Annotated in this window: 23 protein-coding genes, 4 tRNA genes and 1 pseudogene; 21 read left to right on the top strand and 7 right to left on the bottom strand. The window is 68.0% G+C overall.

Going from position 1 to position 25,521, the window contains the following annotated elements:
* Window positions 1–6 precede the first annotated feature (6 nt).
* From pflA to AC1AYX_RS01450, 14 genes and pseudogenes are all read left to right on the top strand, one after another.
* Window positions 7–885, top strand: coding sequence for a pyruvate formate-lyase-activating protein (gene pflA, locus AC1AYX_RS01515; RefSeq protein ID WP_476501835.1), 879 nt, complete (start codon window positions 7–9; stop codon window positions 883–885).
* 63 nt (window positions 886–948) lie between these two features.
* Window positions 949–1,599, top strand: coding sequence for a DUF3000 family protein (locus tag AC1AYX_RS01510; RefSeq protein ID WP_476501834.1), 651 nt, complete (start codon window positions 949–951; stop codon window positions 1,597–1,599).
* A 43-nt stretch (window positions 1,600–1,642) separates the two neighbouring features.
* Window positions 1,643–2,911 (top strand): HRDC domain-containing protein, encoded by a 1,269-nt coding sequence (locus AC1AYX_RS01505; RefSeq protein ID WP_476501833.1) that lies wholly within the window; start codon window positions 1,643–1,645, stop codon window positions 2,909–2,911.
* Window positions 2,912–2,962: 51 nt separating this feature from the next.
* Complete coding sequence (gene tig, locus AC1AYX_RS01500; protein WP_476501832.1) at window positions 2,963–4,330, top strand: trigger factor; 1,368 nt, start codon at window positions 2,963–2,965, stop codon at window positions 4,328–4,330.
* A 151-nt stretch (window positions 4,331–4,481) separates the two neighbouring features.
* On the top strand, window positions 4,482–5,783 hold the full coding sequence (locus AC1AYX_RS01495; protein ID WP_476502024.1) for a chloride channel protein: 1,302 nt from the start codon (window positions 4,482–4,484) through the stop codon (window positions 5,781–5,783).
* A 165-nt stretch (window positions 5,784–5,948) separates the two neighbouring features.
* Window positions 5,949–6,563 (top strand): ATP-dependent Clp protease proteolytic subunit, encoded by a 615-nt coding sequence (locus tag AC1AYX_RS01490; protein WP_101623121.1) that lies wholly within the window; start codon window positions 5,949–5,951, stop codon window positions 6,561–6,563.
* A 5-nt stretch (window positions 6,564–6,568) separates the two neighbouring features.
* Complete coding sequence (locus tag AC1AYX_RS01485; RefSeq protein ID WP_476501831.1) at window positions 6,569–7,270, top strand: ATP-dependent Clp protease proteolytic subunit; 702 nt, start codon at window positions 6,569–6,571, stop codon at window positions 7,268–7,270.
* A gap of 78 nt (window positions 7,271–7,348) precedes the next feature.
* On the top strand, window positions 7,349–8,716 hold the full coding sequence (clpX, locus tag AC1AYX_RS01480) for an ATP-dependent Clp protease ATP-binding subunit ClpX (RefSeq protein WP_476501830.1): 1,368 nt from the start codon (window positions 7,349–7,351) through the stop codon (window positions 8,714–8,716).
* A gap of 71 nt (window positions 8,717–8,787) precedes the next feature.
* A tRNA-Arg gene (locus tag AC1AYX_RS01475) sits at window positions 8,788–8,864 on the top strand.
* A 32-nt stretch (window positions 8,865–8,896) separates the two neighbouring features.
* Window positions 8,897–8,970 (top strand) — tRNA-Arg (locus tag AC1AYX_RS01470).
* A gap of 46 nt (window positions 8,971–9,016) precedes the next feature.
* Window positions 9,017–9,093: transfer RNA gene (locus AC1AYX_RS01465), tRNA-Arg, on the top strand.
* 32 nt (window positions 9,094–9,125) lie between these two features.
* Window positions 9,126–9,199, top strand: a tRNA-Arg gene (locus AC1AYX_RS01460).
* An 86-nt stretch (window positions 9,200–9,285) separates the two neighbouring features.
* Window positions 9,286–10,578, top strand: a pseudogene (locus tag AC1AYX_RS01455) (Na+/H+ antiporter NhaA); the annotation flags it as partial.
* Between the two features lie 49 nt (window positions 10,579–10,627).
* Window positions 10,628–11,383 carry an LOG family protein gene (locus AC1AYX_RS01450; protein ID WP_476501829.1) on the top strand — a complete coding sequence of 252 codons (756 nt, stop codon included), beginning with the start codon at window positions 10,628–10,630 and terminating at the stop codon, window positions 11,381–11,383.
* 13 nt (window positions 11,384–11,396) lie between these two features.
* Here AC1AYX_RS01450 and AC1AYX_RS01445 read toward each other — a convergent pair whose 3' ends face one another.
* The 4 genes from AC1AYX_RS01445 to AC1AYX_RS01430 form a co-directional block, all read right to left on the bottom strand.
* A complete protein-coding gene (locus AC1AYX_RS01445) occupies window positions 11,397–12,140 on the bottom strand; it encodes a hypothetical protein (protein WP_476501828.1) in 744 nt (247 codons plus the stop codon).
* Window positions 12,141–12,153: 13 nt separating this feature from the next.
* Window positions 12,154–12,825: an O-methyltransferase gene (locus AC1AYX_RS01440; protein ID WP_476501827.1), complete on the bottom strand. Its 672-nt coding sequence runs from the start codon at window positions 12,823–12,825 to the stop codon at window positions 12,154–12,156.
* A gap of 114 nt (window positions 12,826–12,939) precedes the next feature.
* Window positions 12,940–13,884: a succinate dehydrogenase/fumarate reductase iron-sulfur subunit gene (locus AC1AYX_RS01435; protein WP_476501826.1), complete on the bottom strand. Its 945-nt coding sequence runs from the start codon at window positions 13,882–13,884 to the stop codon at window positions 12,940–12,942.
* A gap of 72 nt (window positions 13,885–13,956) precedes the next feature.
* The gene (locus AC1AYX_RS01430; RefSeq protein ID WP_476501825.1) at window positions 13,957–15,888 is read right to left on the bottom strand and encodes an FAD-binding protein; all 1,932 of its coding nucleotides are present in this window, start codon (window positions 15,886–15,888) and stop codon (window positions 13,957–13,959) included.
* A gap of 200 nt (window positions 15,889–16,088) precedes the next feature.
* Between AC1AYX_RS01430 and AC1AYX_RS01425 the strand changes: the two genes are divergently transcribed.
* The 3 genes from AC1AYX_RS01425 (at window position 16,089) to AC1AYX_RS01415 (ending at window position 19,657) form a co-directional block, all read left to right on the top strand.
* Window positions 16,089–16,532, top strand: coding sequence for a YraN family protein (locus AC1AYX_RS01425; RefSeq protein ID WP_476502023.1), 444 nt, complete (start codon window positions 16,089–16,091; stop codon window positions 16,530–16,532).
* On the top strand, window positions 16,532–18,082 hold the full coding sequence (locus AC1AYX_RS01420; protein WP_476501824.1) for a YifB family Mg chelatase-like AAA ATPase: 1,551 nt from the start codon (window positions 16,532–16,534) through the stop codon (window positions 18,080–18,082). Before AC1AYX_RS01425 ends, AC1AYX_RS01420 begins: the two co-directional genes overlap by 1 nt.
* A 123-nt stretch (window positions 18,083–18,205) precedes the next feature.
* A complete protein-coding gene (locus tag AC1AYX_RS01415) occupies window positions 18,206–19,657 on the top strand; it encodes a DNA-processing protein DprA (protein ID WP_476501823.1) in 1,452 nt (483 codons plus the stop codon).
* Between the two features lie 3 nt (window positions 19,658–19,660).
* Here the strand turns inward: AC1AYX_RS01415 and AC1AYX_RS01410 are convergent, their stop codons facing one another.
* Window positions 19,661–20,002, bottom strand: coding sequence for an MGMT family protein (locus AC1AYX_RS01410; protein ID WP_476501822.1), 342 nt, complete (start codon window positions 20,000–20,002; stop codon window positions 19,661–19,663).
* Between the two features lie 204 nt (window positions 20,003–20,206).
* On the opposite strand from AC1AYX_RS01410, the gene AC1AYX_RS01405 reads away from it, so the two are divergent.
* The 3 genes from AC1AYX_RS01405 to AC1AYX_RS01395 are packed head-to-tail and all read left to right on the top strand — an operon-like array spanning window position 20,207 to window position 22,832.
* Window positions 20,207–20,914: a response regulator transcription factor gene (locus tag AC1AYX_RS01405; RefSeq protein WP_476501821.1), complete on the top strand. Its 708-nt coding sequence runs from the start codon at window positions 20,207–20,209 to the stop codon at window positions 20,912–20,914.
* Window positions 20,911–22,251 carry a hypothetical protein gene (locus tag AC1AYX_RS01400; RefSeq protein ID WP_476501820.1) on the top strand — a complete coding sequence of 447 codons (1,341 nt, stop codon included), beginning with the start codon at window positions 20,911–20,913 and terminating at the stop codon, window positions 22,249–22,251. The genes AC1AYX_RS01405 and AC1AYX_RS01400 overlap by 4 nt, the downstream gene beginning before the upstream one ends.
* Window positions 22,248–22,832 (top strand): hypothetical protein, encoded by a 585-nt coding sequence (locus AC1AYX_RS01395; protein ID WP_476501819.1) that lies wholly within the window; start codon window positions 22,248–22,250, stop codon window positions 22,830–22,832. The genes AC1AYX_RS01400 and AC1AYX_RS01395 overlap by 4 nt, the downstream gene beginning before the upstream one ends.
* 40 nt (window positions 22,833–22,872) lie before the next feature.
* Here AC1AYX_RS01395 and AC1AYX_RS01390 read toward each other — a convergent pair whose 3' ends face one another.
* Window positions 22,873–23,550 carry a hypothetical protein gene (locus tag AC1AYX_RS01390; protein ID WP_476501818.1) on the bottom strand — a complete coding sequence of 226 codons (678 nt, stop codon included), beginning with the start codon at window positions 23,548–23,550 and terminating at the stop codon, window positions 22,873–22,875.
* Between the two features lie 251 nt (window positions 23,551–23,801).
* On the opposite strand from AC1AYX_RS01390, the gene AC1AYX_RS01385 reads away from it, so the two are divergent.
* Window positions 23,802–24,527 (top strand): hypothetical protein, encoded by a 726-nt coding sequence (locus tag AC1AYX_RS01385; RefSeq protein ID WP_476501817.1) that lies wholly within the window; start codon window positions 23,802–23,804, stop codon window positions 24,525–24,527.
* Between the two features lie 89 nt (window positions 24,528–24,616).
* On the opposite strand, the gene AC1AYX_RS01380 is transcribed toward AC1AYX_RS01385, so the two are convergent.
* Window positions 24,617–25,489, bottom strand: a complete 873-nt coding sequence (locus AC1AYX_RS01380) for a pyridoxamine kinase (protein WP_476501816.1) — start codon at window positions 25,487–25,489, stop codon at window positions 24,617–24,619.
* Between the last annotated feature and the right edge of the window lie 32 nt (window positions 25,490–25,521).

Below are 25,521 nucleotides of genomic sequence, written 5' to 3'. Positions count from 1 at the left end.
ACGACGATGCCCGAAACCCAGTTCCGCACCACCACGCGCCATATGCTGCGCGAATCCAAGACCTACGCCAAGCAGACCCTCATGGGAGGCCTGTCCGGCTTCGAATCGCCGATCGGCCTCGACCGCCGCGACCGCATCGCCGCGCTCAGGTCCGGCGACATCGGCTTCGTCCACTCGTGGGACATCAACACGTCCGTCGACGGCCCGGGCACGCGCATGACCGTGTTCATGTCCGGCTGCCCGCTGCGCTGCCAGTACTGCCAGAACCCGGACACCTGGAAGATGCGCGACGGCAAGCCCGTCACGCTCGAGGCGATGATCAAGAAGGTCGACCGCTACAAGGACCTGTTCAAGGCCACGCACGGGGGCATCACGTTCTCCGGCGGCGAGTCGATGATGCAGCCCGCCTTCGTCTCCCGCGTGTTCCACGCCGCCAAGGAGATGGGCGTGCACACCTGCCTCGACACGTCCGGCTTCCTCAACACGAGCTACACCGACGCGATGCTCGAGGACATCGACCTGTGCCTGCTCGACGTCAAATCCGGCGACGAGGAGACCTACCACAAGGTGACCGGCGGCGTGCTCCAGCCCACCATCGACTTCGGCCAGCGTCTCGCCAAGGCCGGCAAGAAGATCTGGGTGCGCTTCGTGCTCGTGCCCGGACTCACCGACTCCGAGGAGAACGTCGAGAACGTGGCGCGCATCTGCGAGAGCTTCGACGGGGCCGTGGAGCACATCGACGTGCTCGGCTTCCACCAGCTCGGACGCCCGAAGTGGCACGAGCTGCGCATCCCGTACCCGCTGGAGAACCAGAAGGGCCCGAGCGCCGCGCTGCGCGAGCGCGTCGTCAAGCAGTTCGAGGCGCACGGCTTCACCGTGTACTAGATTCGCCCCAAATCCCCGCGTGCCGATGCCCCGAAAGCGCGCGGGGGCACCTACGCTGGAGATATGGCCGACATCTACGCATTTCCCACGGGCGTGAAATCGCGCACCGGGCGTGACGCCGGTCCGGGACTGCCGGGCCGGCCGGCCGGCGTGCCCGACGACGTATGGCATGCGGTCGAATCGGTCCGCGGCATGCGACGCATCGGGGACGTACGCTATCGCGAGATCCCCGTCCCCTCGACGCTCGCCGACTACGGCATCGGCGTCGAACTCGAGGCGGGCACGCGCGACGACGACGCGGGCTTCCCCTTCGACGGCATCACGCCGGGAGGCGTCGCCACCGGATGGATCATGATCCTCTACAGCGCGACGCCGCGCGACGACTGGGGATCACGCTGGCGTTGCGTCGCGTTCGCGCGGCTCCCGCTCGACAACGACGAGGACGACGCGCTCGCCCCCGACCTCTACTGGGACCTCATGTGCGACCATCTCGACGGCGTCGATCCGGACAGCGTGGGCGGCACCGTCACCGTCACGCGCAACACCGCGTTCGGCTCGCTCGGACGCGACGATTCCTCCGGATGCGAGATCCGCGTCTCCTTCACCCCCACGACGTTCGACGGCATGCCGTATGATGCCGGAGCGAGCGTGTCCGTATGGGCCCGCTTCCTCAAATCCACCATTCTCTTCGACGGGGAAACGGACGTTGACTGAACCGAAAGCGGAACCAAGACTGCAATCCAAGCCGCGTGGGGGCGTGCCCCCACTGACCGACACGCCGGAAGGCTACCGACGTGCCTGCGAGGCGTTGGCCGGGGCGTCCGGACCTCTCGCCGCCGACGCGGAGCGCGCGTCCGGATTCCGCTACGGGCACGAGGACTGGCTCATCCAGTTCAAACGCGAGGGGGCGGGCATCGTCCTGCTCGACCCGGTCGCGCTCACCCGCGCCGGCGTCGACTGGAACCGGTTCAACGACGCGGTCGGCGACGCCGTGTGGATCATCCACGACGCGATGATGGACCTGCCGGGATTCGCCGACATCGGGCTGACGCCCCGCGGGCTCTTCGACACGGAGGTCGCGGCGAGGCTCCTCGGACTGCACCGCTTCGGCCTCGCCTCCGTCACCGAGCAGTATCTCGGCATCACGCTCGCCAAGGAGCATTCCGCCGCCGACTGGTCGTACCGTCCGCTGCCGTACGACTGGCGCAACTACGCGGCCCTCGACGTCGAGCTCCTCATCGAGCTCGAGTCGCTCATGCGCGCCGACCTGAAACGCGCCGGCAAGGAGGAGTGGGCCGAGGAGGAGTTCGCGCACATCCTCGCCGAAGGCACGTCCGGCAGGCCCCGCCACGAGCATCCCGTGCCGTGGCTGCGCATCTCCCACATCACCGAGATCAACCGCGACCCGCGCGCCCTCGCCGTCGCGCGCGCCCTGTGGACGAAGCGGGACGAGCTCGCCCGGCTCCACGACATCGCGCCGACGCTGCTGCTCGCCGACTCGTCGATCATCGAGGCGGCGAAGCGCAAACCGCACAACGCGCGCGAGTTCCGTGCCGTGCGCTGCCTCAACGAGCGCGTGCGCATGCACACGGGAGGCGAACAGGACAAGATGTTCGAGCGGTACGCGCCGATCCAGCGCGCCGTGAAGCCCTCCGTATGGAAGGCCGCCATCCAGGAGGCGCTCGACCTGCCCGACGACGAGCTTCCGGTCATGCCGTCGGGCCACGGCGACGCCCGCGGCGGCAGGGACGACGGCGAGGAGACGAACGCGCCGCGCGGCATGCGCATGTGGGAGCGCCGTCCGGAACGTCTCGCCCGGCTCAAGCGCGTGCGGAAGGTCGTCAACCAGATCGCGGAGGACACGCGCACGCCCGCCGACGTGATCATCCGCCCGCAGATCATCCGCAACCTGTGCTGGACCGACGACCCGGCGTCGCGTGACGTGGCGGCCTTCCTCGCGGCGCAGGGCGCGCGCGACTGGCAGGTGAAACTCGTCGCAGCGTCCGTGTCGCGCGTTATAATGTGACGGTTGCCTTCGGGCAGATATAGGAAAAACAACTTTTCAGGAGCGTTTAGCGTGAAGATCAGCGTTCGTAACCTCGAACCCACCAAGGTGAAGCTCACCATCACCGTCGAACCGGAGGAGTTCGACCCGTACCTCGATGCCGCTCGCAAGGACATCGCCAAGCAGGTGAACGTGCCGGGCTTCCGCAAGGGCCACGTTCCGGGCAAGATCATCGACCAGCGTTTCGGCTTCGGCGCCGTCGCCGGTGAGGCCGTCAACGATGGCGTGCCGGAGCTCTACTCCAAGGCCCTCGAGGAGAAGAAGATCCACCCGATGGCCCAGCCGGAGTTCGACGTCGTCGAGGTCCCGCAGTCCGCCAAGGACGAGACCAAGCTCAAGTTCACCGCCACCGTCGAGCGCCGCCCGGAGATCGAGCTGCCTCAGATCGACGGCATGGAGATCGCCATCGCCGCCCCGGAGGTCAAGGATGAGGACGTCGACAAGCGCCTCGAGGCCCTGCGCCAGCGCTTCGGCACCCTGGTCGGCGTGGATCGCCCGGCCGCCAAGGGCGACTTCGCCAACATCGACCTGTCCGCCGAGATCGACGGCGAGACCGTCGACTCCCAGGAGGGCGTGAGCTACGAGCTCGGCTCCAACACCATGCTCGACGGCCTCGACGAGGCGCTCGACGGCCTGTCCGCCGGCGAGGAGACCACCTTCGAGGGCACGCTGGAAGCCGGCGAGCACGAGGGCGAGAAGGCCACCGTCAAGGTCAAGGTCAACTCCGTGAAGGCCGAGGAGCTGCCGGAGCTGGACGACGACTTCGCCCAGGAGGCCTCCGAGTTCGACACGCTCGAGGAGCTCAAGGCCGACATCCGCAAGGCCGCCGGCGAGGACGCCAAGGGCCGTCAGGCCACCGAGGCCCGCGACGCGTTCCTCGCGAAGCTGGCCGAAGGCCTCGAGATCCCGGTGCCGAAGGGCGTCAAGGCCGCCGCGGTCGAGGAGCACCTCAAGGGCCTCACCCCGGATCCGGAGAAGGCCACCGACGAGCAGAAGAAGCAGGCCGAGGAAGGCGCCGAGAAGGAGATCAAGGACCAGATCCTGCTCGACACCCTCGCCGAGAAGATGAACGTCGAGGTCTCCCAGGCCGACGTGTTCAACTTCCTCGCCTCCATCGCCCAGCAGTACGGCATGGACCCGAACGCCTTCATCCAGGCGATCATCAAGAACGGCCAGCTCGGCTCCGCCGTGCAGGAAGTCGGCCGCTCCAAGGGCCTGCTCGCCGGCATGCGCGCCGTCAAGTTCACCGCGAACGGCGAAGAGGTCGACCTCTCCGCGTTCCTCGGTGACGCCGCCGAAGAGGAGGAGGCCGAGTCCGTCGAGGCCGCTTCCGCCGCCGCCGCGGTCGCCGACGAGCTGTCCTCCAAGGACGGCGAGTGAGCATAGCCGCGCGTTAGCGTGATATGACGTATGGAGGCTTGGAACCATCCGGGTTCCAAGCCTCCATTTCGTTATGCCGGTCGTCATGCCGACGATCGGCTCCTTCCGACGAGGGATCCCGGCGCGGCCGGGTGAGGGAGAGAGGATGACGATGCACGAACGGATCCGCATGGATCGCATGGTATGGCTCGTCGCCGCGACGCTCGTTCTGGGCGCGTTGATCGGCGCGGGGGCCGGACTGCTCACGCTGCTGCTGTACGGCGTCGAGCACGTGATGCTCGGCTACGTGGAGAGCGGTGCCATGCCCGGCCCGTTCCACGTGCCGGCCGTGCGCCGCGCCGTGTCCGTGACCGTGGGCCTGTCCGTCGCCGCGCTGGCCTGGTGGCTGCTGCGTACGAAGACCACGAAGGTGCCGTCCGTCAAGAAGGCGGTCGCGGGGGAGCGGATGCCCTGGTGGCAGACCGTCGTGCACGTCGTGCTCCAGATCTTCATCGTCGGATCCGGCGCGTCCATCGGCCGCGAGGTGGCGCCGCGCGAACTCGGCGCGATGCTCGCCCAACGCTTCTGTGACCTGTTCCGCATCGGCGGGGAGGGAAGCGGCGAGGCGGGGCTCGCCGACCGGCGCATGATCGTCGCCGTGGCCGCCGGAGCCGGTCTCGGCGGCGTCTACGACGCGCCGCTCGCCGGCATGTTCTTCGCCGTCGAGATCCTGCTCGCCGATGTGACGATCGAGAAGGTCGGATTCGCGTTGGGCATGTCCGCGACGGCCGCCTACGTCGCCTCGCTCGTCAAGGGCCGCCACACGTTCTACGCCGTGGCGGGCATGACCGCCGACTACACGCCGAGCCTCATGCTGTTCGCGCTCCTGTGCGGCGTGGCCTGCGGCGCGGCGGGCGCGCTGTTCCGGCGGGGTTCCTCGTGGGCGACCGCGCACCAGCCGAACGGCAGGGCGCTGCTGTGGCAGATGCCGCTCGCGGGCCTCGCCACCGGTCTCGTCGCCGTGTTCGCGCCGCAGGTGATGGGCAACGGCCGCGCCGCCGCCCAGCTCGGCTTCGACGGTCTCGCCGCCGGCTCCGGGGCCGGTTCGGCGCAGGTCTGGCCGCTCATCGGCCTGCTGGCTGCCACGTTCCTCGCGAAGGCCGTGACGACGCTCACCACGATCCGGTCCGGCGCGTCCGGCGGCGTGCTCCAGCCCGGCATCGCGCTCGGCGCCACGTTGGGCGCGACGCTCGGACTCCTCTGGTCGTTCGCGTTCCCCGGCGACCCGGTCGGCGTGTGCGCGCTCATCGGGGCCGCCGCGTTGCTCTCCGCCTCCCAGCAGGCGCCGCTCATGGCCATGTGCCTCGTCATGGAGCTCGCCGAGGCGCCCATCGCGCTCTTCGTGCCGGTCGGATTGGCCGTCGCCGCCTCCGCGCTCACGTCGAAGCGGATGCTCGACGCGTGGAAACGGTGAGCGGGGCCGCTCCGCCCGTCCCTGCCCGCCACCGTCCGCCCGGCCGCGCACGCCGCCGCGAACCTGTACGCGTCGAGCCGAAAGCGGGCGCAAATGCGCCGCGCCGTCGCTTGAAGGCGGTAGGCTTGAATACTGTTTATGACAGTATTCGAAATGGAGAATAAGGTGAGCAACACTCTTGCAACCCTCCCGGTCATGGCCGACGACGCACCGGCCGCCGGATTCGCCGACCCGATCTTCAACAGGCTCCTCAAGGACCGCATCATCTGGATGGGTGAAGAGGTCAAGGACGACATGGCCAATCGCATCTGCGCGCAGATGCTCATGCTGGCCGCCGAGGATCCGAAGAAGGACATCTGGCTGTACATCAACTCGCCGGGCGGCTCCATCACCGCCGGCATGGCCATCTACGACACGATGCAGCTCATCGAGCCGGACGTGGCGACCGTCGGCCTCGGCATGTGCGCCTCGATGGGCCAGTTCCTGCTGAGCTCCGGCACCAAGGGCAAGCGCTTCCTGACCTCGCACGCCCGCGTGCTCATGCACCAGCCGTCCGGCGGCATCGGCGGCACCACCACCGACGTGCGCATCAACGCCGAGCTCATCATGGACATGAAGAAGACCATGAGCGAGCTGACCGCCGAACAGACCGGCCACACGGTCGAGGAGATCTACCGCGACAACGAGTACGACCACTGGTTCACCGCCACCGAGGCGCTGGAGTACGGTTTCGTGGACAAGATCATCACCACGCACGATTCGATGACGAAGGGAGAGTGAACAGCATGGCATCCGAGGAAGCGAAGTTCGCCGCACGCGCCGACCGTCTGGCCGGTCCCGCCGGCGTCGTCGGCTTCATGCCGGCCGCGCGCCGCGAAGCCGCGTTCGCGCCGCAGAACCGATACATCCTGCCGCAGTTCGAGGAGAAGACCCCGTACGGCTTCAAGAGGCAGGACCCGTACACGCGCCTGTTCGAGGACCGCATCATCTTCATGGGCGTCCAGGTGGACGACACCTCCGCCGACGACATCATGGCGCAGCTGCTCGTGCTCGAATCGCAGGATCCGAACCGCGACGTGATGATGTACATCAACTCGCCCGGTGGCTCGATGACGGCCATGACCGCCATCTACGACACGATGCAGTACATCAAGCCGGACGTGCAGACCGTGTGCCTCGGCCAGGCCGCCTCCGCCGCCGCGATCCTGCTCGCCGCCGGTGCCAAGGGCAAGCGCCTCATGCTGCCGAACGCGCGCGTGCTCATCCACCAGCCGGCCATCGACCAGGGCTTCGGCAAGGCCACGGAGATCGAGATCCAGGCGCGTGAGATGCTGCGCATGCGCGAATGGCTGGAGAAGACGCTCGCCAAGCACACCGGCCAGTCCCAGGAGAAGATCGCCAAGGACATCGAGGTCGACACGTTCCTCACGGCCGGCGAGGCCAAGGAATACGGCATCGTCGACGAGGTGCTCGAACACCGCCAGTGAGGCGGACGAACCGGGGCCGCCCTGCCGTCTATTCGGCCGGGCGGCCCCTATGCGACGTACGAGGGTGAAGGAGATGCGATGGGGCGTGTGGTGAGCTACGACGACGGCGTGCCGAAGTGCACGTTCTGCGGCAAGACCGAACATCAGGTGCGCAAGCTCGTCACCGGCCAGGGGGCCGCGATCTGCGACGAGTGCATCGAACTGTGCGTTGGCATCATCTCCGAGGAGCGGCACAAGGACGCCGAGGTCAACGCGCTGCAGCTGCCCAAGCCCGTGCAGATCAACGCGTACCTCGACAAGTACGTGGTCGGCCAGCAGGCCGCCAAGCGCGCCCTGTCCGTCGCCGTGTACAACCACTACAAGCGCGTCAACATGGAGCTGGCGGAACGCGCCGGCGAACTCGACGAGGCGCACGGGCGGACGCGCGGCCGTCGCCGCCGCGACCCGCTCGCCGACGTCGAGGTCGCCAAATCGAACATCCTCCTGCTGGGTCCCACGGGCGTCGGCAAGACGTATCTCGCGCAGACGCTCGCCCACGTGATGAACGTGCCGTTCGTCATCACCGACGCGACCACGCTCACCGAAGCCGGCTACGTGGGCGACGACGTCGAGACCGTGCTGCAGCGGCTCATCCAGGCGGCGGACGGCGATGTGTCCAAGGCGGAGCACGGCATCGTCTACATCGACGAGATCGACAAGATCGCGCGCAAAAGTGGTGAGAACACGTCCATCACGCGCGACGTGTCCGGTGAGGGCGTGCAGCAGGCGCTGCTGAAGATCCTCGAAGGCACTGTCGCCTCCGTCCCCACGGAAGGCACGCGCAAACACCGCGACATGGAGACCGTGCAGATCGACACGCGCGGCATCCTGTTCATCTGCGGCGGCGCGTTCGTCGGCCTCGCCGACATCATCAAGACGCGTCTCGGCGCGCGCGAAAGCGGCTTCGGCGCCGCATGGCACGACCATCAGGTGCCGGACGAGGAGCTGCTGAGGCAGGTGGGTGCCGACGATCTCGCCGAGTTCGGACTGCTGCCCGAATTCATCGGGCGCCTCCCCGTCGTCAGCGTGCTCGACGAGCTCGATGAGGACGATCTGGCCGCCGTGCTCACCAAACCGGGCAACGCGCTCGTCAAGCAGTACATGAAGCTGTTCGCCGCCGACGGCGTGGACCTCGCGTTCACACGCGAGGCGGTGCGCGCCATCGCCGCTACGGCGATACGGCAGGGGACCGGCGCGCGCGGGCTCAGGTCCATCATCGAACGCACGCTGCAGGACACGATGTTCCAGCTGCCGAGCATGCCCGACGTGACGCAGGTGATCGTCGACAAGGCTTCCGTCACCGGTGCCGGCGTGCCGAAGATGGTGCGTTCCAGCGAAAGCGTGGACACGCAGGAGCTGCGCCCCGTCACGGCGCGCTCCCAAGGACGGAGGCGGCGCGCGGCGTGACGCGACACGCCGACCTTGCGAATCCGCGGACGATGGGTAATATATGTCGAGTTGCCTGAGCAAGACAACATGCGCCGGTAGCCCAGCGGATTAGAGCAGCTGACTACGGATCAGCAGGTCGCAGGTTCGAATCCTGTCCGGCGCACCACCTCGGACCGCACGAGGTAAACCAAGCGGTATGCGCGAGTAGCCCAGCGGATTAGAGCAGCTGACTACGGATCAGCAGGTCGCAGGTTCGAATCCTGTCTCGCGCACTCGTCACGGATGATTCCGTGGCATTGATAACCGAATATTCGGTATGCGCCGGTAGCCCAGCGGATTAGAGCAGCTGACTACGGATCAGCAGGTCGCAGGTTCGAATCCTGTCCGGCGCACCACCTCGGACCGCACGAGGTAAACCAAGCGGTATGCGCCGGTAGCCCAGCGGATTAGAGCAGCTGACTACGGATCAGCAGGTCGCAGGTTCGAATCCTGTCCGGCGCACGATAAAGCCCCTCTCACGCATGTGACAGGGGCTTTTCCAATATCGGCCGGACGAATCATGAACGGCCATGATCCGGGGAGGACGCATGACGAACGGCAGCAGCACCCGCGGCAGGGGAGTCGGTCGCAGGGGAGTGTGGGGCACCATCCGCCACATCGCCGCATCCGACCGCCTCTCCGGACTCATCATGCTGTCCTTCGCGTTCCTCGGCCTCATCCTCGCGAACCTGCCGGCCACCGCCCACGCGTTCGAGATCATCGCCGAAACGCATATCGCCGTGCCGCGCACCAACCTCGACCTGCCGATCGGCCACTGGGCGCAGGACGGGCTGCTCACCATCTTCTTCCTCACCGTCGGCCTCGACCTGAAACAGGAGCTCACCACCGGTTCGCTCGCCAACCCGAAGGCCGCCGCCGTGCCGATGCTGTGCGCGGTGGGCGGCATGGTCACGCCGCCCATCCTGTTCACCGCCGTCACCGCGCTGCTCGCGCAATACGGGCCGGGCCCCGCGGGTTCCCTCGTGCTCACCACCACGGGCAGCGAGATCCCGTTCGCGGAGATGGCGCGCGGCTGGGCCGTGCCCACCGCCACCGACATCGCGTTCTCGCTCGCCGTGCTCGCCATCTTCGCCAAAGCGCTGCCCGGCGCGATCCGCGCGTTCCTCATGACGCTCGCCACCGTCGACGACCTGCTCGCCATCATCCTCATCGCCGTGTTCTTCTCCGCGCTCAACGCGTGGTACTGGTTCATCGGCATCGCCGCCTGCGCGGCCGTCTGGGCGGCGCTCGTGCGCATGCGGCGCGTGCCGTGGCCGCTTGTCGCCGTCGTCGGCGTCCTCGCCTGGGTGATGATGTTCGAGGCGGGCGTGCATCCGACGCTCGCCGGCGTGCTCGTCGGCCTGCTCACCCCCGCGCGCGAGGTGCACGGCGAGACCACGCCGCGCGCCGACCGGTACGCAGGCAAGCTCCAACCGTTCTCCGCGCTGCTCGCCCTGCCCGTGTTCGCCCTGTTCGCCACCGGCGTGCACTTCGAATCGCTCACGCCCGCGCTCATGCTCTCGCCGATCGTCATCGCGCTGATCGTCGCGCTCGTCGTCGGCAAGCCGCTCGGCATCATGACCACCGCATGGCTGTCCACCCACCTGTTCGGCCTGAAGATGGCGAAGGGGCTGCGCGTGCGCGACATGTTCCCCGCCGCCTGCGCGTGCGGCATCGGCTTCACCGTCGCGTTCCTCATCGCCTCCCTCGCCTACGACAATCCGGAGTTGTCCGCCGAGGCGCGTTTCGGCGTGCTCGTCGGCTCGCTCATAGCCGCCGCCATCTCAGGCGTGCTGCTGAGCCACCAGTCGAAGCGCTACGAACAACACGATGCGCGCAAGGCTGCGTCGCGCGTCTGACCTTGCGGCCGGCGCGTTAGAATCGTGCGGTATGAGCAATGACAACGACGCGGACGCGCCCCTGGGACAGACCTACCATCGCGGACCGATCATCATGCGCGGGGACATGATCCCCGACGACAACACCACCGCCAACCTGCTGAGGCCCGACGACGGCACCGGCTGGCTGCACATGGACCCGTGGCGCGTGCTGCGCATCCAATCCGAATTCGTCGACGGCTTCGGCGCGCTGGCCGAACTGGGGCCCGCGGTCGCCATATTCGGCTCCGCTCGCACGCGTCCCGACGACCCCGCCTACGAGGCGGCCCGCCACATGGGCGAACGGCTCGCGCAGGGCGGCGTGGCCGTGATCACCGGGGGAGGCCCCGGCATCATGGAGGCGGCGAACAAGGGCGTCGCGCTGGCCGGCGGCAAATCCGTGGGCCTCGGCATCGAACTGCCGCACGAGCAGGGCATCAACGACTACGTGAACCTCGGCATGAGCTTCCGCTACTTCTTCGTGCGCAAGCTCATGTTCGTGAAGTACTCGTCCGGCATCATCGTCTGCCCGGGCGGCTTCGGCACGCTCGACGAGATGTTCGAGGTGCTGACCCTCGTGCAGACGCACAAGGTGGACGGCATGCCGGTCGTCCTGGTCGGCAAGGCCTACTGGCAGGGCCTGTTCGACTGGCTGGAGGGGCCCGTCAAGGAGCACGGCATGATCTCCGGCGTCGATTCGCGGCTCGTGACGATCACCGACGATCCGGACGAGGCCGTGCGCGTGGCCACCGGTGCAATCCGAGGATAAGGCCGTCGACCGGCTATCCGCGGAATCGGACGTCGTCGCGCGGGTCGCTTCCGATCCGATACGTCCAGCCGAGCAGGAGCGGTGAGAACACGATGAAACGGTCCGATACGAGCGTCAGCAACGGCAGGACGAGGAAGAGGACGAACGACAGCAGGTTCGGACCATGCACCAGAACGCCGAACACGCCGACGAGGACCATCACGGCGGGGAAGACGAGAAGCCGTATCAGCCGGCCACAGGCGAGACGCGCGGATGACGCCCCGGTCGATTCGTCGATTCTCGTCATGACGATGTCGGCGGGCCGGCCGGGGTCGATGCCGCTTCGGCAGCAGGCCGAGAAGATCAGGATGCCGGCCGCGAAACACGATATGGTCACGGGGATGACGATGTACCAGTGTTCGCCGATCCACGGGAGCGCGGTCAGATACGCGAGGTTGAAGCGTGCCGGTGCCGACCATAGGTACAAGAGCAGCAGCATCGTCAGCCATCTGACGACACCGGCCGACAGACCGATCGATGTGGGCGACGATCCGACCGGCTCGCCATGCCTCGTCCGGATGCTCTCCGGCAGGTTCTCCCAATCCCAGATTCGATGCCGGTTGGCCGCATCGGGGAACAGGTCCGGCATATACAGGCGCAGATTACGCGGATCCGAATAATCCATCAGCCAGTCCCTGCCATGCATGCGGATCCTGTACCAGCGGACGTCGAGCCGTTCGGCCGAGTCCACGGGCCAATGATCGTATCCGTCTGTCATGGGACGTGCCGCGTCACAGCTTCGAGGCGATGAGCAGGCCGGTGCCGGTGGGGGTGAGGACGGTGCGGAAGCGTTCGTCGGATTCGACCGTGTCGAGCATGGCGCGCATCGCCGTCGCCTTCTCGCTGCGATCGGCAGGGTCGAGCACGCCGCCCGAGTTCATGCCGTCGTAGAAGGCGAGCATGTCGGTGAACACGATGACGCCGTGGGCGCGCAGCAGTCGCGGCGCCTGCTCGAACGACGCCGCGTAGTTGACGGCGTCGCCGGCCACGACGATCATGTCGTAGTCGCCCGCGTTGAGACGGGGCAGGAACACGCCCGCCTGCGCGTTCACCGCGCGCAGCTTCGTCGCCGTGGAATCCTGCACCACGTCGAACGCCTTGCGGATCACGCCGATGCCCTTCGCCGAGGAATCGACGGCGGTGAGCTGGCCCGTGCCGTCGAGGCCGCGCACCAGCTCCAACGTCTCCATCACCGAACCGGTGCCCACCACGATCACGGATTTCGCGCCGGTCAGATGGGCCAGCATGGACAGGGCCTCCGACTGGGCGGCCGAGCCCTGCGGCATGCCCGCCTTCTCGGTGGCGGCCCGGATCTGGGCCATCGCCGGCGTCTGTCGGGAAAGCGCGTGATCCTCCACGAACCCCCACGCCTGCGCGAGATTCGTGTACTGCGTCCTATCCATGAACCTGTCCTTTATCGTCCTCTGAAGTCATCGTGTGGAATCGCCGTCATGAACCATCATGGACCATGACGGGCCGGCCGGCGGCCGCCTTCCACGGGGCCGTACCGCTCGGGGTCAGCGCTCGCGCACCTTGGCGACGATCTGCCACATCTCCTCGCCGACGTCGATGCCGCGCGGGCATTGGCGCGTGCAGGCGCGCACCGACTGGCACGCGGCCACGCCGTCCGCCGTGTCGATCGCGTCGAGACGATCCATCGTGATCGTGTCGCGCGAATCGTTGACGAAACGACTCGCCCAGATGAGCGCCGCCGGGCCGATGAACGCGTCGCCGCCGGCGAACACGGGGCAGGAGCCCTCGCACACGCCGCAGGCGATGCAGTTGCTCAGCTGCTCGTACTTCGCGAGCTCGTCCGGGTGCTGCAGGTATTCGAACACGTCCACCTTGCCCTCATGCGTGGTGGCGAGCACGCCGTCCGCCTCGAGATACGGCTTGAGCTTCCTGATTTGGTCGAGCATCGGATCGATGTCGGCGATGAGGTCGCGCTCAACAGGGAAACCGGGCAGCGGGCCGAGCTCGATGACGCCGAGGCTGCCGGATTCGGGAAGAGCTTCCGCCGTCCCGGTGCCCGCCGCGTCGTCGCCGGTGCGGCGAAATCCATCGTCGTCCGTCACGGCCACGCCGTTCGCCGGCCTCACCCAATCCTTGAGCGTGGCCGTGCACAGCAGGTTCGGCGTGCCGTTGATCGCCACCGCGTCCGAACCGCACATGCCGTGGCCGCACGAGTAGCGGAAGGCGAGCGTCGGGTCGACGGTGCGTTTGATGGCCAGCAGGCAGTCGAGCACCGTGTCCTCGGGGCGGGCGGGGATCGTGTACTCCTGCACCCACTGGCGGCCACGGGGGCGACGCCGTGCCGGGGCCGCCGACCCGCCGCCGAACGGCGAGCTCTTGCGCGTGCGCGCGAACGGGCTGCCGCCGCGCGCACGGTCGCGTTCGCGTTCGGGGCGCGGCGTGAAACGGTTCACCTTCAACGTCACCGTCGTCACGTTCGAATTCGTCATGCGCGCGCCTCCTCAATCGGTCTCAAAACAACTCTCCATTGTGACATAAGCCGTGGCCGGACAGGCCGTGACTCAGTATTCACGTTTCTTCGGCGGCACGTCGACGATGTGCACCGGCTGCCATGAGACACGGCCCGAGACGTCGGTCATCGAATGGGCGAGGAAGCGTTCGTCGTCGCGTTCGGGGAAATCATTGCGCTTGAGCGAGCCACGCGACTCGTGGCGGGCGTCGGATGCGGCGAGCACGACGCGCGCCAGTCCGATGAGATGACGCACCTCCCAGATGGCGGTGACCTCCTGGTTGAACGCGGCCGTCTTGTCGTGCGCGGCGAGCGCCCCGGCGCGCGGGGCGAGCTCGCCGTCGATCGCGCGCAGCGCGGCTTCGAGACCCGCGGCGTCGCAGCGCACGGCGGCGGCGCGTTCCATCACCTGGCCGAGGTCGGCCATGAGACGGTACGGGTTGTCGTCGGCGTCGCCCGAGGCGTCCGTGCCGTCTCCGGTGCCGGCTTCGTCCGTGCGCGGCGTGAGCAGGTCCTTCAGCTCGCCTTCGCGCGCGGCCGAGGCGGCGTCCACGGCGGCGGCGATCGTGTCGTCCGTCTCCTGCACGTCCGGGTCGTCCGCGGCCATCGGATCGTCGACCGGATGTTCGGCGATGCGCGCGGCCAGCGTGCGGCCGGCGCGCGTGCCGAACAGGCAGGCGTCGAGCAGCGAGTTGCCGCCGAGACGGTTCGCGCCGTGCACGGACACGCACGAGCATTCGCCGGCCGCGAACAGGCCGTCGACCACGGCGCGCGCGCCGTCCGTGCCGTCAGAGCCGTCGGCGTCGCCCGCGTTCCAGCGATACACTTCGCCGTCCACGGTGATCGGGATGCCGCCCATCGTGTAGTGGGCGGTCGGCTTGATCGGCACGAACGACTTCGACGGGTCGATGTCCGCGTACTTCTCGATGGTCTCGACCACCTGCGGCAGCACGGCGCGCATATGCTCCGGGTCGATGCCCGTCATGTCCAGCCAGACGCAGTCCTTCGGACCGTCCGGATCCTTCGGGTCGGCGACGCCGCGGCCCGCGTCGATCTCCGCCATGATGGAACGGGAGACCACGTCGCGCGCGGCCAGATCGGCGTGGCCGGGCGCATAGCGTTCCATGAACGCCTCGCCGTCCGCGTTGCGCAGCACGCCGCCTTCGGCGCGCGCCGCCTCGGACAGGAGGATGCCCGTATGCGCGAGGCCGGTCGGATGGAACTGCACGAACTCGACGTCCTCCAGCTGCAGGCCGGCGGCGAGCGCCAGCGCCATGCCGTCGCCGGTCAGGTCCCATGAGTTCGACGTGGTGTGGAACAGGCGTCCCGCGCCGCCGGTCGCGAACAGCACGTTGTGCGCCTTGACCGCGTGGATTTTGCCCGTATGCGTGTCGAGGGCGACGACGCCGGCCGCCTTCGCGCCGTCATCGGCCAGCACGAGGTCGGTCACGTACCATTCCTCGGCGAACGTGACGCCGGCGGCCACGCACTGCTGCCACAAGGCGTGCAGGATCTGGTGGCCGATGCGGTCGGCCGCGTAGGCGGCGCGCTTGACCGGGGCGCCGCCGAATTCGCGCGTGTGCCCGCCGAAGCGGCGCTGCGCGATGTGGCCGTCTTCGGTGCGGGAGAAGGCGACGCCGCCGCGTTCCAGGTTGATGACCGTCTCGGGCGCGTATTCGGCGAGCAGGCGCGCCGCGTCCTGGTCGACCAGCCAGTCGCCGCCCTTGATGGTGTCGTAGTAGTGCCAATGCCAGTCGTCGGCCTCGATGTTGCCGAGCGAGGCGGCGATGCCGCCTTCGGCGGATCCGGTGTGCGAGCGCAACGGCTGAAGCTTCGAGACCACCAGGATCTTCGGGTCGACGCCGTCCTCCCTCATCCGCGCGATCTCGGGGGAGCGGAGCGCTCCCAACGCGGCGGACAGGCCGGCCGCGCCCGCGCCGACGATCACCGCATCGTACATTTCTTCCAACTGCTTCGGACTCATATCACACCATTGTTCCATAAGGGCGGACTTAGACGGCCTTTTTTGTCAAGGCTCCTGCCGAATGGTGGATAACCCGTCCGCCATCCACACGCCGTCCACAACACGCCCGGTGGTGGGGGCTCTTTCCACAATTCCCGGCGGGACGGCCGCGGAACCGCATGGACGGGCACAGTGGACGCATGGATACCACAGCATTGCAGATGGCGCCGCCGGAGGCCCTGACGTCCGGTATTCCCGTCCTCGAACCGCTTGACCGGATCGCCGAACGGCTCAAGGACGGCACACTCGCCACGCGCGCGTTGGGCGCGCTCGGCGAGGACTACGCCGCGGCATGGCTCGCGGAACGCGGATGGACGGTCGTCGACCGCAACTGGCGATGCCGTTACGGCGAGCTCGACATCGTCGCCCTGTCGCCGGAACGGCGGATCGTGTTCGTCGAGGTGAAGACGCGGCGCAACATGAAGCATGGGTTGCCGCAGGAGGCGGTCACCTATACGAAGCAGGCGAACCTGCGCCGGGCGGGCGTGCAGTGGCTGCTCGAGCCGGAGCATCGGATCGGTCACACGGGCGTGCGCTTCGACGTGGTCACCGTGGTCGTGCGCGGCGGCCGTCCGCTCGTCCACCATATTCCGGGGGCGTTCTGATGGCGATCGGCAACGCGCTGTCGGTCGGGCTGATCGGATTGAAGGCGTTCATCATCACCATGCAGGCGTTCATCAGCCCGGGCCTGCCGTACTTCTCGATCATCGGACTACCGGACGCATCGCTGTCCGAAGCGCGGGAACGCGTCAAATCCGCCTGCCAGGCGACCGGATTCCATTGGCCGGAGACGCGCGTGACCGTGAACCTGAGCCCGGCGAGCATGCCGAAACGCGGCTCGTCGCACGATCTGGCCATCGCGGCCGCCGTGCTCGGCGCCGCCGGCGCGATCCCGCACGAATGCCTCATCGACTCGGTCGTCATGGGCGAGGTGAACCTCGACGGCACGGTGCTGCCGATCAACGGCGTGCTGCCGATCCTCCTGCACGCGCGCGAGCGCGGCGTCAGGCAGGTGATCCTGCCTGTCGGCAACCTCGAGGAGGCTCATCTGATCGACGGGGTGGACGTGCTCGGCGTGCGTCACGTGGGCGAGCTCATCGAACTCATGGGCGGCACCGCGCGCTACCGGCTGCCGGACGAGACCGCGGTCGGCGGCGGGACCGGGGAGACGGGCTCGTCGCAGGACGGCGAGCCGGCGTGGGCGAGGATCGGCGACATGGCCGACGTGGTCGGGCAGGAGCAGGCGAAATGGGCGTTGGAGGTGGCGGCAGCCGGCGGACACCACATGATCATGGTCGGGCCGCCCGGGTCGGGCAAGACGATGCTCGCCTCGCGCATGCCCGGCATCATGTGCCCGCTGACCGACGCCGAACAGTTGGAGGTGGCGTCCATCCGCTCCCTGTGCGGCACGCTCAACGCCTATGGCATCAGCGACGTGCCGCCGTTCGAGGCTCCGCACCATACGTCCTCCACGGCGGCGCTGGTGGGCGGCGGCAGTGGATTGGCCGAACCCGGGGCGATCACGCGCGCCCACCGCGGCGTCCTGTTCATGGACGAGGCGCCCGAATTCTCGGCGCGTGCGTTGCAGACGTTGAGGGAGCCGTTGGAATCCGGGTACGTGGCGTTGTCCCGTTCCAAAGGCACCGCCTACTATCCCGCCGCGTTCCAGCTCGTCATGGCGGCGAACGGCTGCCCGTGCGGCATGAGCTACGGCACGGGGGAGCGCTGCGTGTGCACGCACAAGGAACGGCAACGCTACTTCGGCAGGCTCTCCGGGCCGATCCTCGACCGCATCGACATCCAGGTGGAGGTGCCGCCCGTGCCGCGCATCATCGGCGGGGAACGCTACGAGACCGGGCCGACCAGCGCGCGGATACGGCGTCGCGTCGTCCAGGCGCGTCGCGTCGCCGCCGAACGCTACCGGGCCCACGGGTGGACCTGCAACGCGCAGGCGTCCGGCACGTGGATGCGCGAGCACGTCTCCCCGCAGGCGCTCGAACCGGTCAACCGCGCGCTGGAGACGCAACGGCTGAGTCTGAGGGGCGCGGACCGGGCGCTGCGCCTCGCCTGGACGCTCGCCGACCTGGCCGGACGGACGTCCCCCGGCCGCGAGGAGACCCTGCAGGGCATCGCGCTGCGCACGCGGCTGATATGAGCGTTCCCGCGCGGGGCGCCTACGGAAAGGAGCCGGCAATGGACGGCATCGCAACACAACCGACGAATCACACGTATTACACGGATTCCATGGAAACCATGGGATCAATGGAAGGACACGGCCATGGAGACACCATATTCCTTGACGACGCGGCGCTACCCGCCGCCCGACCGGGAGACGCTGGCACGTGCCACGCTCACCTACTGCCTCGACGGGGCGGACGCGATCATGTACGCCACCATCAAAGGGGCGGGCAGCGGGACGGAGGCGCTGAGGCTCATCATCGGGTCGAGACCCGGCAACGCCGGCGCGGCGGCGGGGGCGGCGAGGAGCGGACTCGACCACGTGTTCGCCGTCGGCCTGGCCAGATGGGGCGGTAGGGTCACGCCGCAGGGCATGCGCGCGTTCCACAAGGCGCTCGCCGGATGGCATGCGCGCCTCGACACCCTGCCCACCCTCGACTGGGAGCATCTCGCCGGTTGGTTCACGATGGACGGCGCGCAATGGATCATCGGCCCGGCCAGCCCATACTGGCCGCACCAGCTGCAGGATCTGTCCACACGCCGCGACTGGGCGTCGCCCCTCTGCCTGTGGGGCGTCGGCGACGTGCGCGCGCTCACCAGCTGCGCGAAACCGGTCGCCGTGGTCGGTTCGCGCGGCGCCACCGACTACGGGCGCACCGTGGCGCGCGAGACCGCGACACGCGTCGCGGCGGCCGGCCATCTCATCGTCTCCGGCGGGGCGCTCGGCACCGACGCGGCCGCCCATTGGGGCGCGCTCGCCGCCATGGACGGCGTCGGCGACGCGAGCGGCGTCGGACGCACCGTCGCCGTGTTCGCGGGCGGGCTCAACCACATTGGCCCCTCCACGAACCTGCCGCTGTTCGAACGGATGGTCGGACAGGGCGGTGCGCTCATCAGCGAACTCTGCCCGGGCACCATCCCCGAGGCGCGACGGTTCCTGCTGCGCAACCGGATCATCGCGGCGCTCGCCTCCACCGTCGTCGTCGCACAGGCGAGACTGAGGTCGGGGGCGCTCAGCACCGCCAACTGGGCGAACGACCTCAACCGGGAGGTGATCGCCGTGCCCGGCCCCATCACCATGCCGCACAACGCCGGATGCAACCGTATCATCGCCGACCATCAGGCCATGCTGCTCGCCTCCGTCGAGGAGATCGACGAGCTCGTCCACCCGGCGCACAAGCCCGAGCTGGGGGAGGAGCCGTGGCGGATATCGGGAACGACAGGGGACGACGGCACGGACGGAGACGGGAACGACGACAGGACGCCCGGACCCGCGGGCGATGCGGGAGAGGAAACCGCAGCCGACGGCGACACGGCCGCGGAACGGGAGGATGCGCTCGCCGCATCGCAACAGGCCGTACTGACGGCCATCCGCTCATGCAGGCGACGGCACGTGCCCGTCACACCGGACGCACTGCTGGAACGGCTTCGTGAGGATGATCCGGACGCCGGCATGCCGCGGCTGCTCGCCGACCTGGGCGAACTGGAGGCGCTCGGCCTCATCCGCCGCGAACAGGGGGAGGTGCGACTGGTCCGAGGAACGGCGGCCTGACGGCTACTCCCGCCACTGGCATCGGTCGAGATCGACCCTCCATCCGGGATCTCCCGCCGGCTTCGCCGCCGGCGGGACGAACACGACGCCCTCATCCTCGAGCAGGGCGCGCTGCTCGTCCGGACCGCCGAACGCGAACCCGGGCGCGAGCGAACCATCGCGGAACACGACGCGATGGCAGGGAATCACGCCCGGCTCAGGATTGGCGTGCAGCGCGTAGCCGACCATGCGCGCGTTGCGCGGCGCGCCCGCCAACGCCGCCACCTGCCCATACGTGGCGACCATGCCGCGCGGGATGCGGCGCACCACCGCGTACACGCGCTCATTGAACGAAACGGAACCCATGCCCTCCAGTCTACGGCCGGTGAGGCATCGCCGCCGGTGAAGCATCGCAGAGGTCGGGCCGCGACAGGACGAAACACGACCAGCCGTCATCCGACGGACGACGACAATGCCGTCGCCGCGGCGCGTCCGGTGCTACCGTGAAAACAAGGGCCGGAACGTCGCGCACCGACGCGCGACCGGAAGAAGCCCGGGGAGGGAAGCACCATGAACGCCGACGACCGGGCGACAGCCGCACCCGCGCACGACGCGCGTCCCATCGTCACCATCGGACTGCTCGACAACGACCCGTTCGCGCTCGCCTTCCTTGAACGCACGATCACCGAACTCATGGGCGAGGCGCGCGTCATCTGGAAGACCACATCCGGACGCGACGCGCTCGCCCGATGCCTCGCCCCGGACACCGCGCCGAACGTGCTCCTGACGGACATGAGCATGGACGAACTGTCCGGTCCCGCCGTCTGCCGCGCCATCCGCGTGAAGACCGCGCGCGTCGCCATCCTCGCCGTCACCTCGTTCTCGCTCGCCGTCTACGCGTCCAAAGCCGCCGAAGCCGGCGCGCAGGGCATCGTGCCCAAAGCCGTCGAAACGCCGATCGTCGAGGCGATCCGCACGCTCGCCGCCGGCGGCACATGGCCGTCCGGCGCGACGGACGCCACGTTCGAGACGGCCGCCGCCGCGCACGCTCGCCTCGCCGGAAGCCGCATGCCACGCCGCTTCCTCCTGTCGGACCGGGAGGCCGAAGCCATGAACCTGTGCTCGCGCGGCCTCGACACGATCCGGATCGCCGCCGACATGCAGGTGGGCGTCTCCACCGCCAAAACCTACCTGACGCGCGCCATCCACAAGCTCGGCGTCTCCACACGCGGCCAGGCCGTCGCCCTGTGGACCGGCTCGGCGGAAGACGAACGATGAACGCCGTGCCGGAGAGGGACGCGGACCCCGGCGGCGTGCCGTCCCGTCCGTTCCATTGGCTGCGCGCGCATTGGTTCCGCATCGCCATCGCCGCGTTCACCCTCGCCGCCACGCTGATCGAATGGGCGGCGATCCCGCCGGTCTACCCGTTGAACTTCCTGTTCTCCGGGATCTCCGTCGTCGCCATCGTGCTCTCGCCGTTCCTCCCGCGGATCTCGGGTTGGCTCATCATCGCGACCGTGGTGGCGCGGCTGTTCGTCCTCGACCTGTCCGGGCCGAACCCGCTGTGGGCCGCGTATCTGGCGCTCGCGGTCATCGGATACGACAGCGCCATCCCCGTGGCCGTCGGCGCGCTGCTCACGGTGACCATCGCCGAATGCGTGCCGGTCGCCTTGAACACGTTCAACGCGCTGTCCGCCACATGGATCGGCATGGTCAACTACATCGGCATGTTCACGCTCGCCGCGATGGGCGGCATGTCGTTCCGATGGCGCCGGCAGCGCGACGAGATGCGCGAACGGGCCGTGGCCCTGGAACGCCGGCAATGGGAGCTCGACACGTTGCAGCGCAACACGCGGCTCGCCTCGCGCATCCACGATTCGGCGTCCGGCGGGCTCTCCTACATCGCGTTGACCGCGCAACGCGAGCTGCGGCGCATCGGCGATGACGGGGAGCATGCGGGCGAACGCGCCGACTGGCGGTTCGTCAACGACCAGGCGCTGTCCGTGCTCGACGAGATTCACCATGTGATCGATCTGCTCGAGCGGCCGTCATCCTCCGATGGCGATGGGCGGCAGGTTCCGGCGGCATCGGAGGCGCCGGAACGTCACGCTTCGCCGGACGGCGGGATCCCTCCGGCGCCTCGCGCCGTCTCCCGCCGGCGGGAGGACGTATCGACCGCCGCGCAGGCGGCCGAAGCCAGACTCGCGCGTCTCGGCTTCCATGGCCGGTTCGACCTGCGCGGCGAAACGGACGACGATTGCTCCGCGGAGTCGCTGACGGCCGCGGCCGACCTCATCGGCGAGATCGCGGCGAACATCACCCGGCACATGAGTCCGGATGCGGGCGAATACCGCTGCGTCATCACCTTCGGCGGAAACGCCGTCGAGATCATGGAGACCAATCCGATCGCCTCGCACGGCGATGCCGCGCGACGCGCCGGTGACGGCATGCCGGCCGCGCCCAGACCGCATGGCAGCGGACTTGCCCTGCACCGGCGCATCATCCGGGGGATGGGAGGCGAACTCAACACCACGGCCGAAGACGGCGACTGGATACTGTACGCCCGCATCCCCATGCGCCCAGGTCCGGCACGCCACCAGGAGCGTGCATCATGACCGGGCCCCACGGCGACGACCGACCACGCAGGCGCGCCCATCGGACACGGCTTCACAGCCTCGTCGCCGGCCTCGATCGTCCGCATCGTCGCATGCTGACGGCCGTCACGTTCCTCGTCGCATGCATCGCCATAGCCGTGCCGCTGGCCGCATCGCTTCCGCAGCCGTGGAGCGGCGTGGCGGCCGACGCGCGCGACGGAACCAGCCGCACGTTGGCCACGGGCAGCGACCACCCCGAATTCACCGGTCCACACAAGTACGAGGCGCTCGACGCATGGAACAACCTGCACACCGAACTCGGGCGAAGCATACTCGAAGACGGCGTGGTGACGCCGGACGAACTCGCCGAAGTGCGCAAGGCCTACAACGCGTGCCTGTCCGTCTATGGGATGCAGGCCAAGACGATCACGGACGACGACGGCGAACCCATCGGCGAGAGCGTCGTACCGGTCCGGGGTTCGATGGACGGCCTGCGGCGATCGGCCGTCATCGACCAATGCCGCACCGAATCCGACTACCGATGGCTGGAACCGTTAGCCGGCATCCAAGCCTCCGGACAGCCGGCGAAGGAACCGCGATGAACGAGCGCGATGTCGGCGTTCCAGCCGCAATCGCGCCGGCCTACCTGCGTGGATCGTCGTTGCATTGGATCCAGATCTCGGAGTTCCGCTCGCTGTAGTATCTGCCGCCGGGATTGGTGAACTGTTCGCCCAGCAGACGGTACTCCTCGCCGTCCTCGTCGACGATCGGGACGTCGTCCGCGGTGAACTCCGGGCCGACCGCGCCCTTGCGCACGAGGCACGCCGCCAGATCACGTCGTATCTCCTCCGGTGTACGGTTGCGCAGTTCGCCGTCCGGATCCTGGACCAACGCGTTATACAGGGGTGTGATGAAATCCTGGCCCGACTGTCTGCCGCAGACGACGCTGCGCTCATGGAGCCGCCGTTGATCGTCGTCGCCCATGTCGCCGACCTGCATTTGGGCGGAGCCATCCGGGTTCACATAGTCGTATACGAATCCGGCATCCGCCATGCATGATCGGAATCGGTTCGCCGTCTCCGTGGCCTCCGCCTCGGTGATCCGCTCGTCGCGCAGCACGTCCTGCGCGAACGTATTGCCGGATTCGCGGGCCTGATTGTAGCTCCGGCTGAAATCCTCGGCCCAAGGGCCCGAAAACGTGGGCTCGCCTTCCGGCTGGGCGATGGTGTCCGAAGACGGTCCGTCGCATGCGGCGGAGAAGCATAGCATGGCGGCGGTCAATGCCAATACGGTTATACGATGTGCCAGTACGCGCTTCATGGTGATGCTCCTTATCGTTCGAGCGGATGCCTCCGTCATGTATGGCCTCGGCGCCATTACCGGCCTGGCCATCGCATAAGCAGAGCATCATCGCCTGCCGATGGTTCCACGGTACGTCCGCCGCTTCGATTCCGCATTGTTGGCTGTAATCCCTGCGACTACGGCAATGCGATGGTTTCCGGGCGCCCATGCCTATGCTGGAAACGAACGAGGAGGTCATCATGGTCGGTCGGGGAATAGACAAAGGGCATATGCAACACGATGTCCGTCATGCGCTTGCACTGCTGGTATCCGTATCCCTGCTTGCGTCCTGCGCGGCTTGCGGTTCGCAGTCGGGCACCGCGTCGAACGGCGACGCCGCACAATCCACCGCCGTCGCCTGCAAGGCTCCGGATTTCTCCGGTCCATACGCCGACGAGTTCAAACGGGAATACGGGAACGCGAAGACGGAACTCGCCAAACGCATTCTGGAGGACTGCCAGGTGACCGACGCCGAATGGAACGAGATCCTCGCCGCGCAGCAGCAATGTCTCGCGCCCTACGGTCTGGTCGGCAACGAAACCGAGGTGCGGCAGGTGCGGGGCAGTCTCTCCGACCAGGAGATTCTCGACGTGCAGGAGGACTGCGCGAAGAAGACCGATTTCTGGAACGTGCAGTCCATCTACCAGCAGATGCGCGACAATCCCGACAACCTCGACGCCGAGGCCCTGGCCCGGGCCAGCTACCGGTGCTACGTCAAGCACGATCTGCTGCCGGGGCCGTTGGACGAGGACGAGTACATCGATACGATGACCGTGAGCGCCGTCGCGCAACCCAGCGACGAGCAGACCATGGAGGCCAACCGACGGTACCAGGAGTTCTTCGGCGAATACTTCGAACAGATCGACGACAAGCCGAACCCGGATTTCAAATACGGTCAGAACACGCAGAAAGGGCACCAGTTCTACCTGTGCGAGACCGACCCATTGCACCAGTGACGATGCGATATGCGCGGGACGCGCATGAAACGGAGGAGGGGCGTGGAGCCGCGACGCCCCACGCCCCTCCCGCCGTCACGGACGGAACGTCACTTCACCAGACCGGTGAGCTCGCCGAGGTTCAGCTCGAAGCTCACGCCGCGTTCCTCGAAGTTCGGCTGGTGGCGGGTGCTCTCCATCGCATGGCGCACGAACTCGCCGGCGATCCTCGCCGACTCGGCGAGACCGCGGCCGGCCAGCACCGCGCCGCACAGTGCGGAGGCGAACGCGTCGCCCGTGCCGTGGATCATGTACGGCAGCTTCTCGTGCGCGAGCTCGATCTTGTTCTCCGCGCCGGTCTCCGCGCTCGCCACGTAGTTGACGATCCTGCCGTCGCCATGGTCGATGCCCTTCAGCACCACGTTCTTCGCGCCGAGCTTCAGCAGCGCGTCCAGCAGGTCGGTGACGGCCGCGTCATCCAGATCCTGGCCGGGGTAGTCGCGCTTCGTGAGGATCGACGCCTCCGTCAGGTTCGGCATGAGCACGTCGGCGCCGTCCGCCAGCGCGCCCATCGCCTCGCACAGCTCCGGCGTGTACGTCGGGTACATCTGGCCCGCGTCGCCCATCACCGGATCGACCAGGCGCAGCGCCTTCGGGTACTCGCGGTACAGGCGCTGGATCAGCGCCACCTGCTCGGCGGAGCCGAGGAAACCGGAGTACACGCCGTCCAGGTCCACGTTCTCCTTGCGCCACGCGTCAAGGTAGCCGGGCAGGATCTCCGTCGTGTCATGGAAGGTGAACACCTCGTAGCGCGTGTGCGCGGAGAACAACGCGGTCGGCACCGGGCACACGTCGCATCCGGCGGCGGACAGGATCGGGATGGCGGCGGTCAGCGAGCACTTGCCGTAACCGCACATGTCGTGCACGGCGGCCACGCGCGGGATGTACAGGGGGTCGCGGTCGTAGAGGGTGACGTCGGTCATGGGTCTTTCACTCCAATCATCGGAACGTGCGG

The sequence above is a fragment of the Bifidobacterium sp. LH_419 genome, from assembly GCF_056356955.1.
The sequence above is the reverse complement of the archived record's forward strand: the minus strand, read 5'-3'. Positions and strand labels throughout refer to the sequence as shown.

Excerpts from the sequence above, each read along its gene's own strand:
- AC1AYX_RS01450 (WP_476501829.1), top strand. The coding sequence starts at position 10,628 with ATGAGCAATGACAACGACGCGGACGCGCCCCTGGGACAGACCTACCAT.
- AC1AYX_RS01385 (WP_476501817.1), top strand. The coding sequence starts at position 23,802 with ATGCAACACGATGTCCGTCATGCGCTTGCACTGCTGGTATCCGTATCC.
- AC1AYX_RS01380 (WP_476501816.1), bottom strand. The coding sequence starts at position 25,489 with ATGACCGACGTCACCCTCTACGACCGCGACCCCCTGTACATCCCGCGC.
- AC1AYX_RS01405 (WP_476501821.1), top strand. The coding sequence starts at position 20,207 with ATGAACGCCGACGACCGGGCGACAGCCGCACCCGCGCACGACGCGCGT.
- AC1AYX_RS01400 (WP_476501820.1), top strand. The coding sequence starts at position 20,911 with ATGAACGCCGTGCCGGAGAGGGACGCGGACCCCGGCGGCGTGCCGTCC.
- clpX (WP_476501830.1), top strand. The coding sequence starts at position 7,349 with ATGGGGCGTGTGGTGAGCTACGACGACGGCGTGCCGAAGTGCACGTTC.
- AC1AYX_RS01390 (WP_476501818.1), bottom strand. The coding sequence starts at position 23,550 with ATGAAGCGCGTACTGGCACATCGTATAACCGTATTGGCATTGACCGCC.
- AC1AYX_RS01485 (WP_476501831.1), top strand. The coding sequence starts at position 6,569 with ATGGCATCCGAGGAAGCGAAGTTCGCCGCACGCGCCGACCGTCTGGCC.
- AC1AYX_RS01425 (WP_476502023.1), top strand. The coding sequence starts at position 16,089 with ATGGCGCCGCCGGAGGCCCTGACGTCCGGTATTCCCGTCCTCGAACCG.
- AC1AYX_RS01395 (WP_476501819.1), top strand. The coding sequence starts at position 22,248 with ATGACCGGGCCCCACGGCGACGACCGACCACGCAGGCGCGCCCATCGG.
- AC1AYX_RS01430 (WP_476501825.1), bottom strand. The coding sequence starts at position 15,888 with ATGAGTCCGAAGCAGTTGGAAGAAATGTACGATGCGGTGATCGTCGGC.
- AC1AYX_RS01440 (WP_476501827.1), bottom strand. The coding sequence starts at position 12,825 with ATGGATAGGACGCAGTACACGAATCTCGCGCAGGCGTGGGGGTTCGTG.
- AC1AYX_RS01415 (WP_476501823.1), top strand. The coding sequence starts at position 18,206 with ATGGAGACACCATATTCCTTGACGACGCGGCGCTACCCGCCGCCCGAC.
- AC1AYX_RS01445 (WP_476501828.1), bottom strand. The coding sequence starts at position 12,140 with ATGACAGACGGATACGATCATTGGCCCGTGGACTCGGCCGAACGGCTC.
- AC1AYX_RS01420 (WP_476501824.1), top strand. The coding sequence starts at position 16,532 with ATGGCGATCGGCAACGCGCTGTCGGTCGGGCTGATCGGATTGAAGGCG.
- AC1AYX_RS01410 (WP_476501822.1), bottom strand. The coding sequence starts at position 20,002 with ATGGGTTCCGTTTCGTTCAATGAGCGCGTGTACGCGGTGGTGCGCCGC.
- AC1AYX_RS01510 (WP_476501834.1), top strand. The coding sequence starts at position 949 with ATGGCCGACATCTACGCATTTCCCACGGGCGTGAAATCGCGCACCGGG.
- AC1AYX_RS01495 (WP_476502024.1), top strand. The coding sequence starts at position 4,482 with ATGCACGAACGGATCCGCATGGATCGCATGGTATGGCTCGTCGCCGCG.
- pflA (WP_476501835.1), top strand. The coding sequence starts at position 7 with ATGCCCGAAACCCAGTTCCGCACCACCACGCGCCATATGCTGCGCGAA.
- AC1AYX_RS01435 (WP_476501826.1), bottom strand. The coding sequence starts at position 13,884 with ATGACGAATTCGAACGTGACGACGGTGACGTTGAAGGTGAACCGTTTC.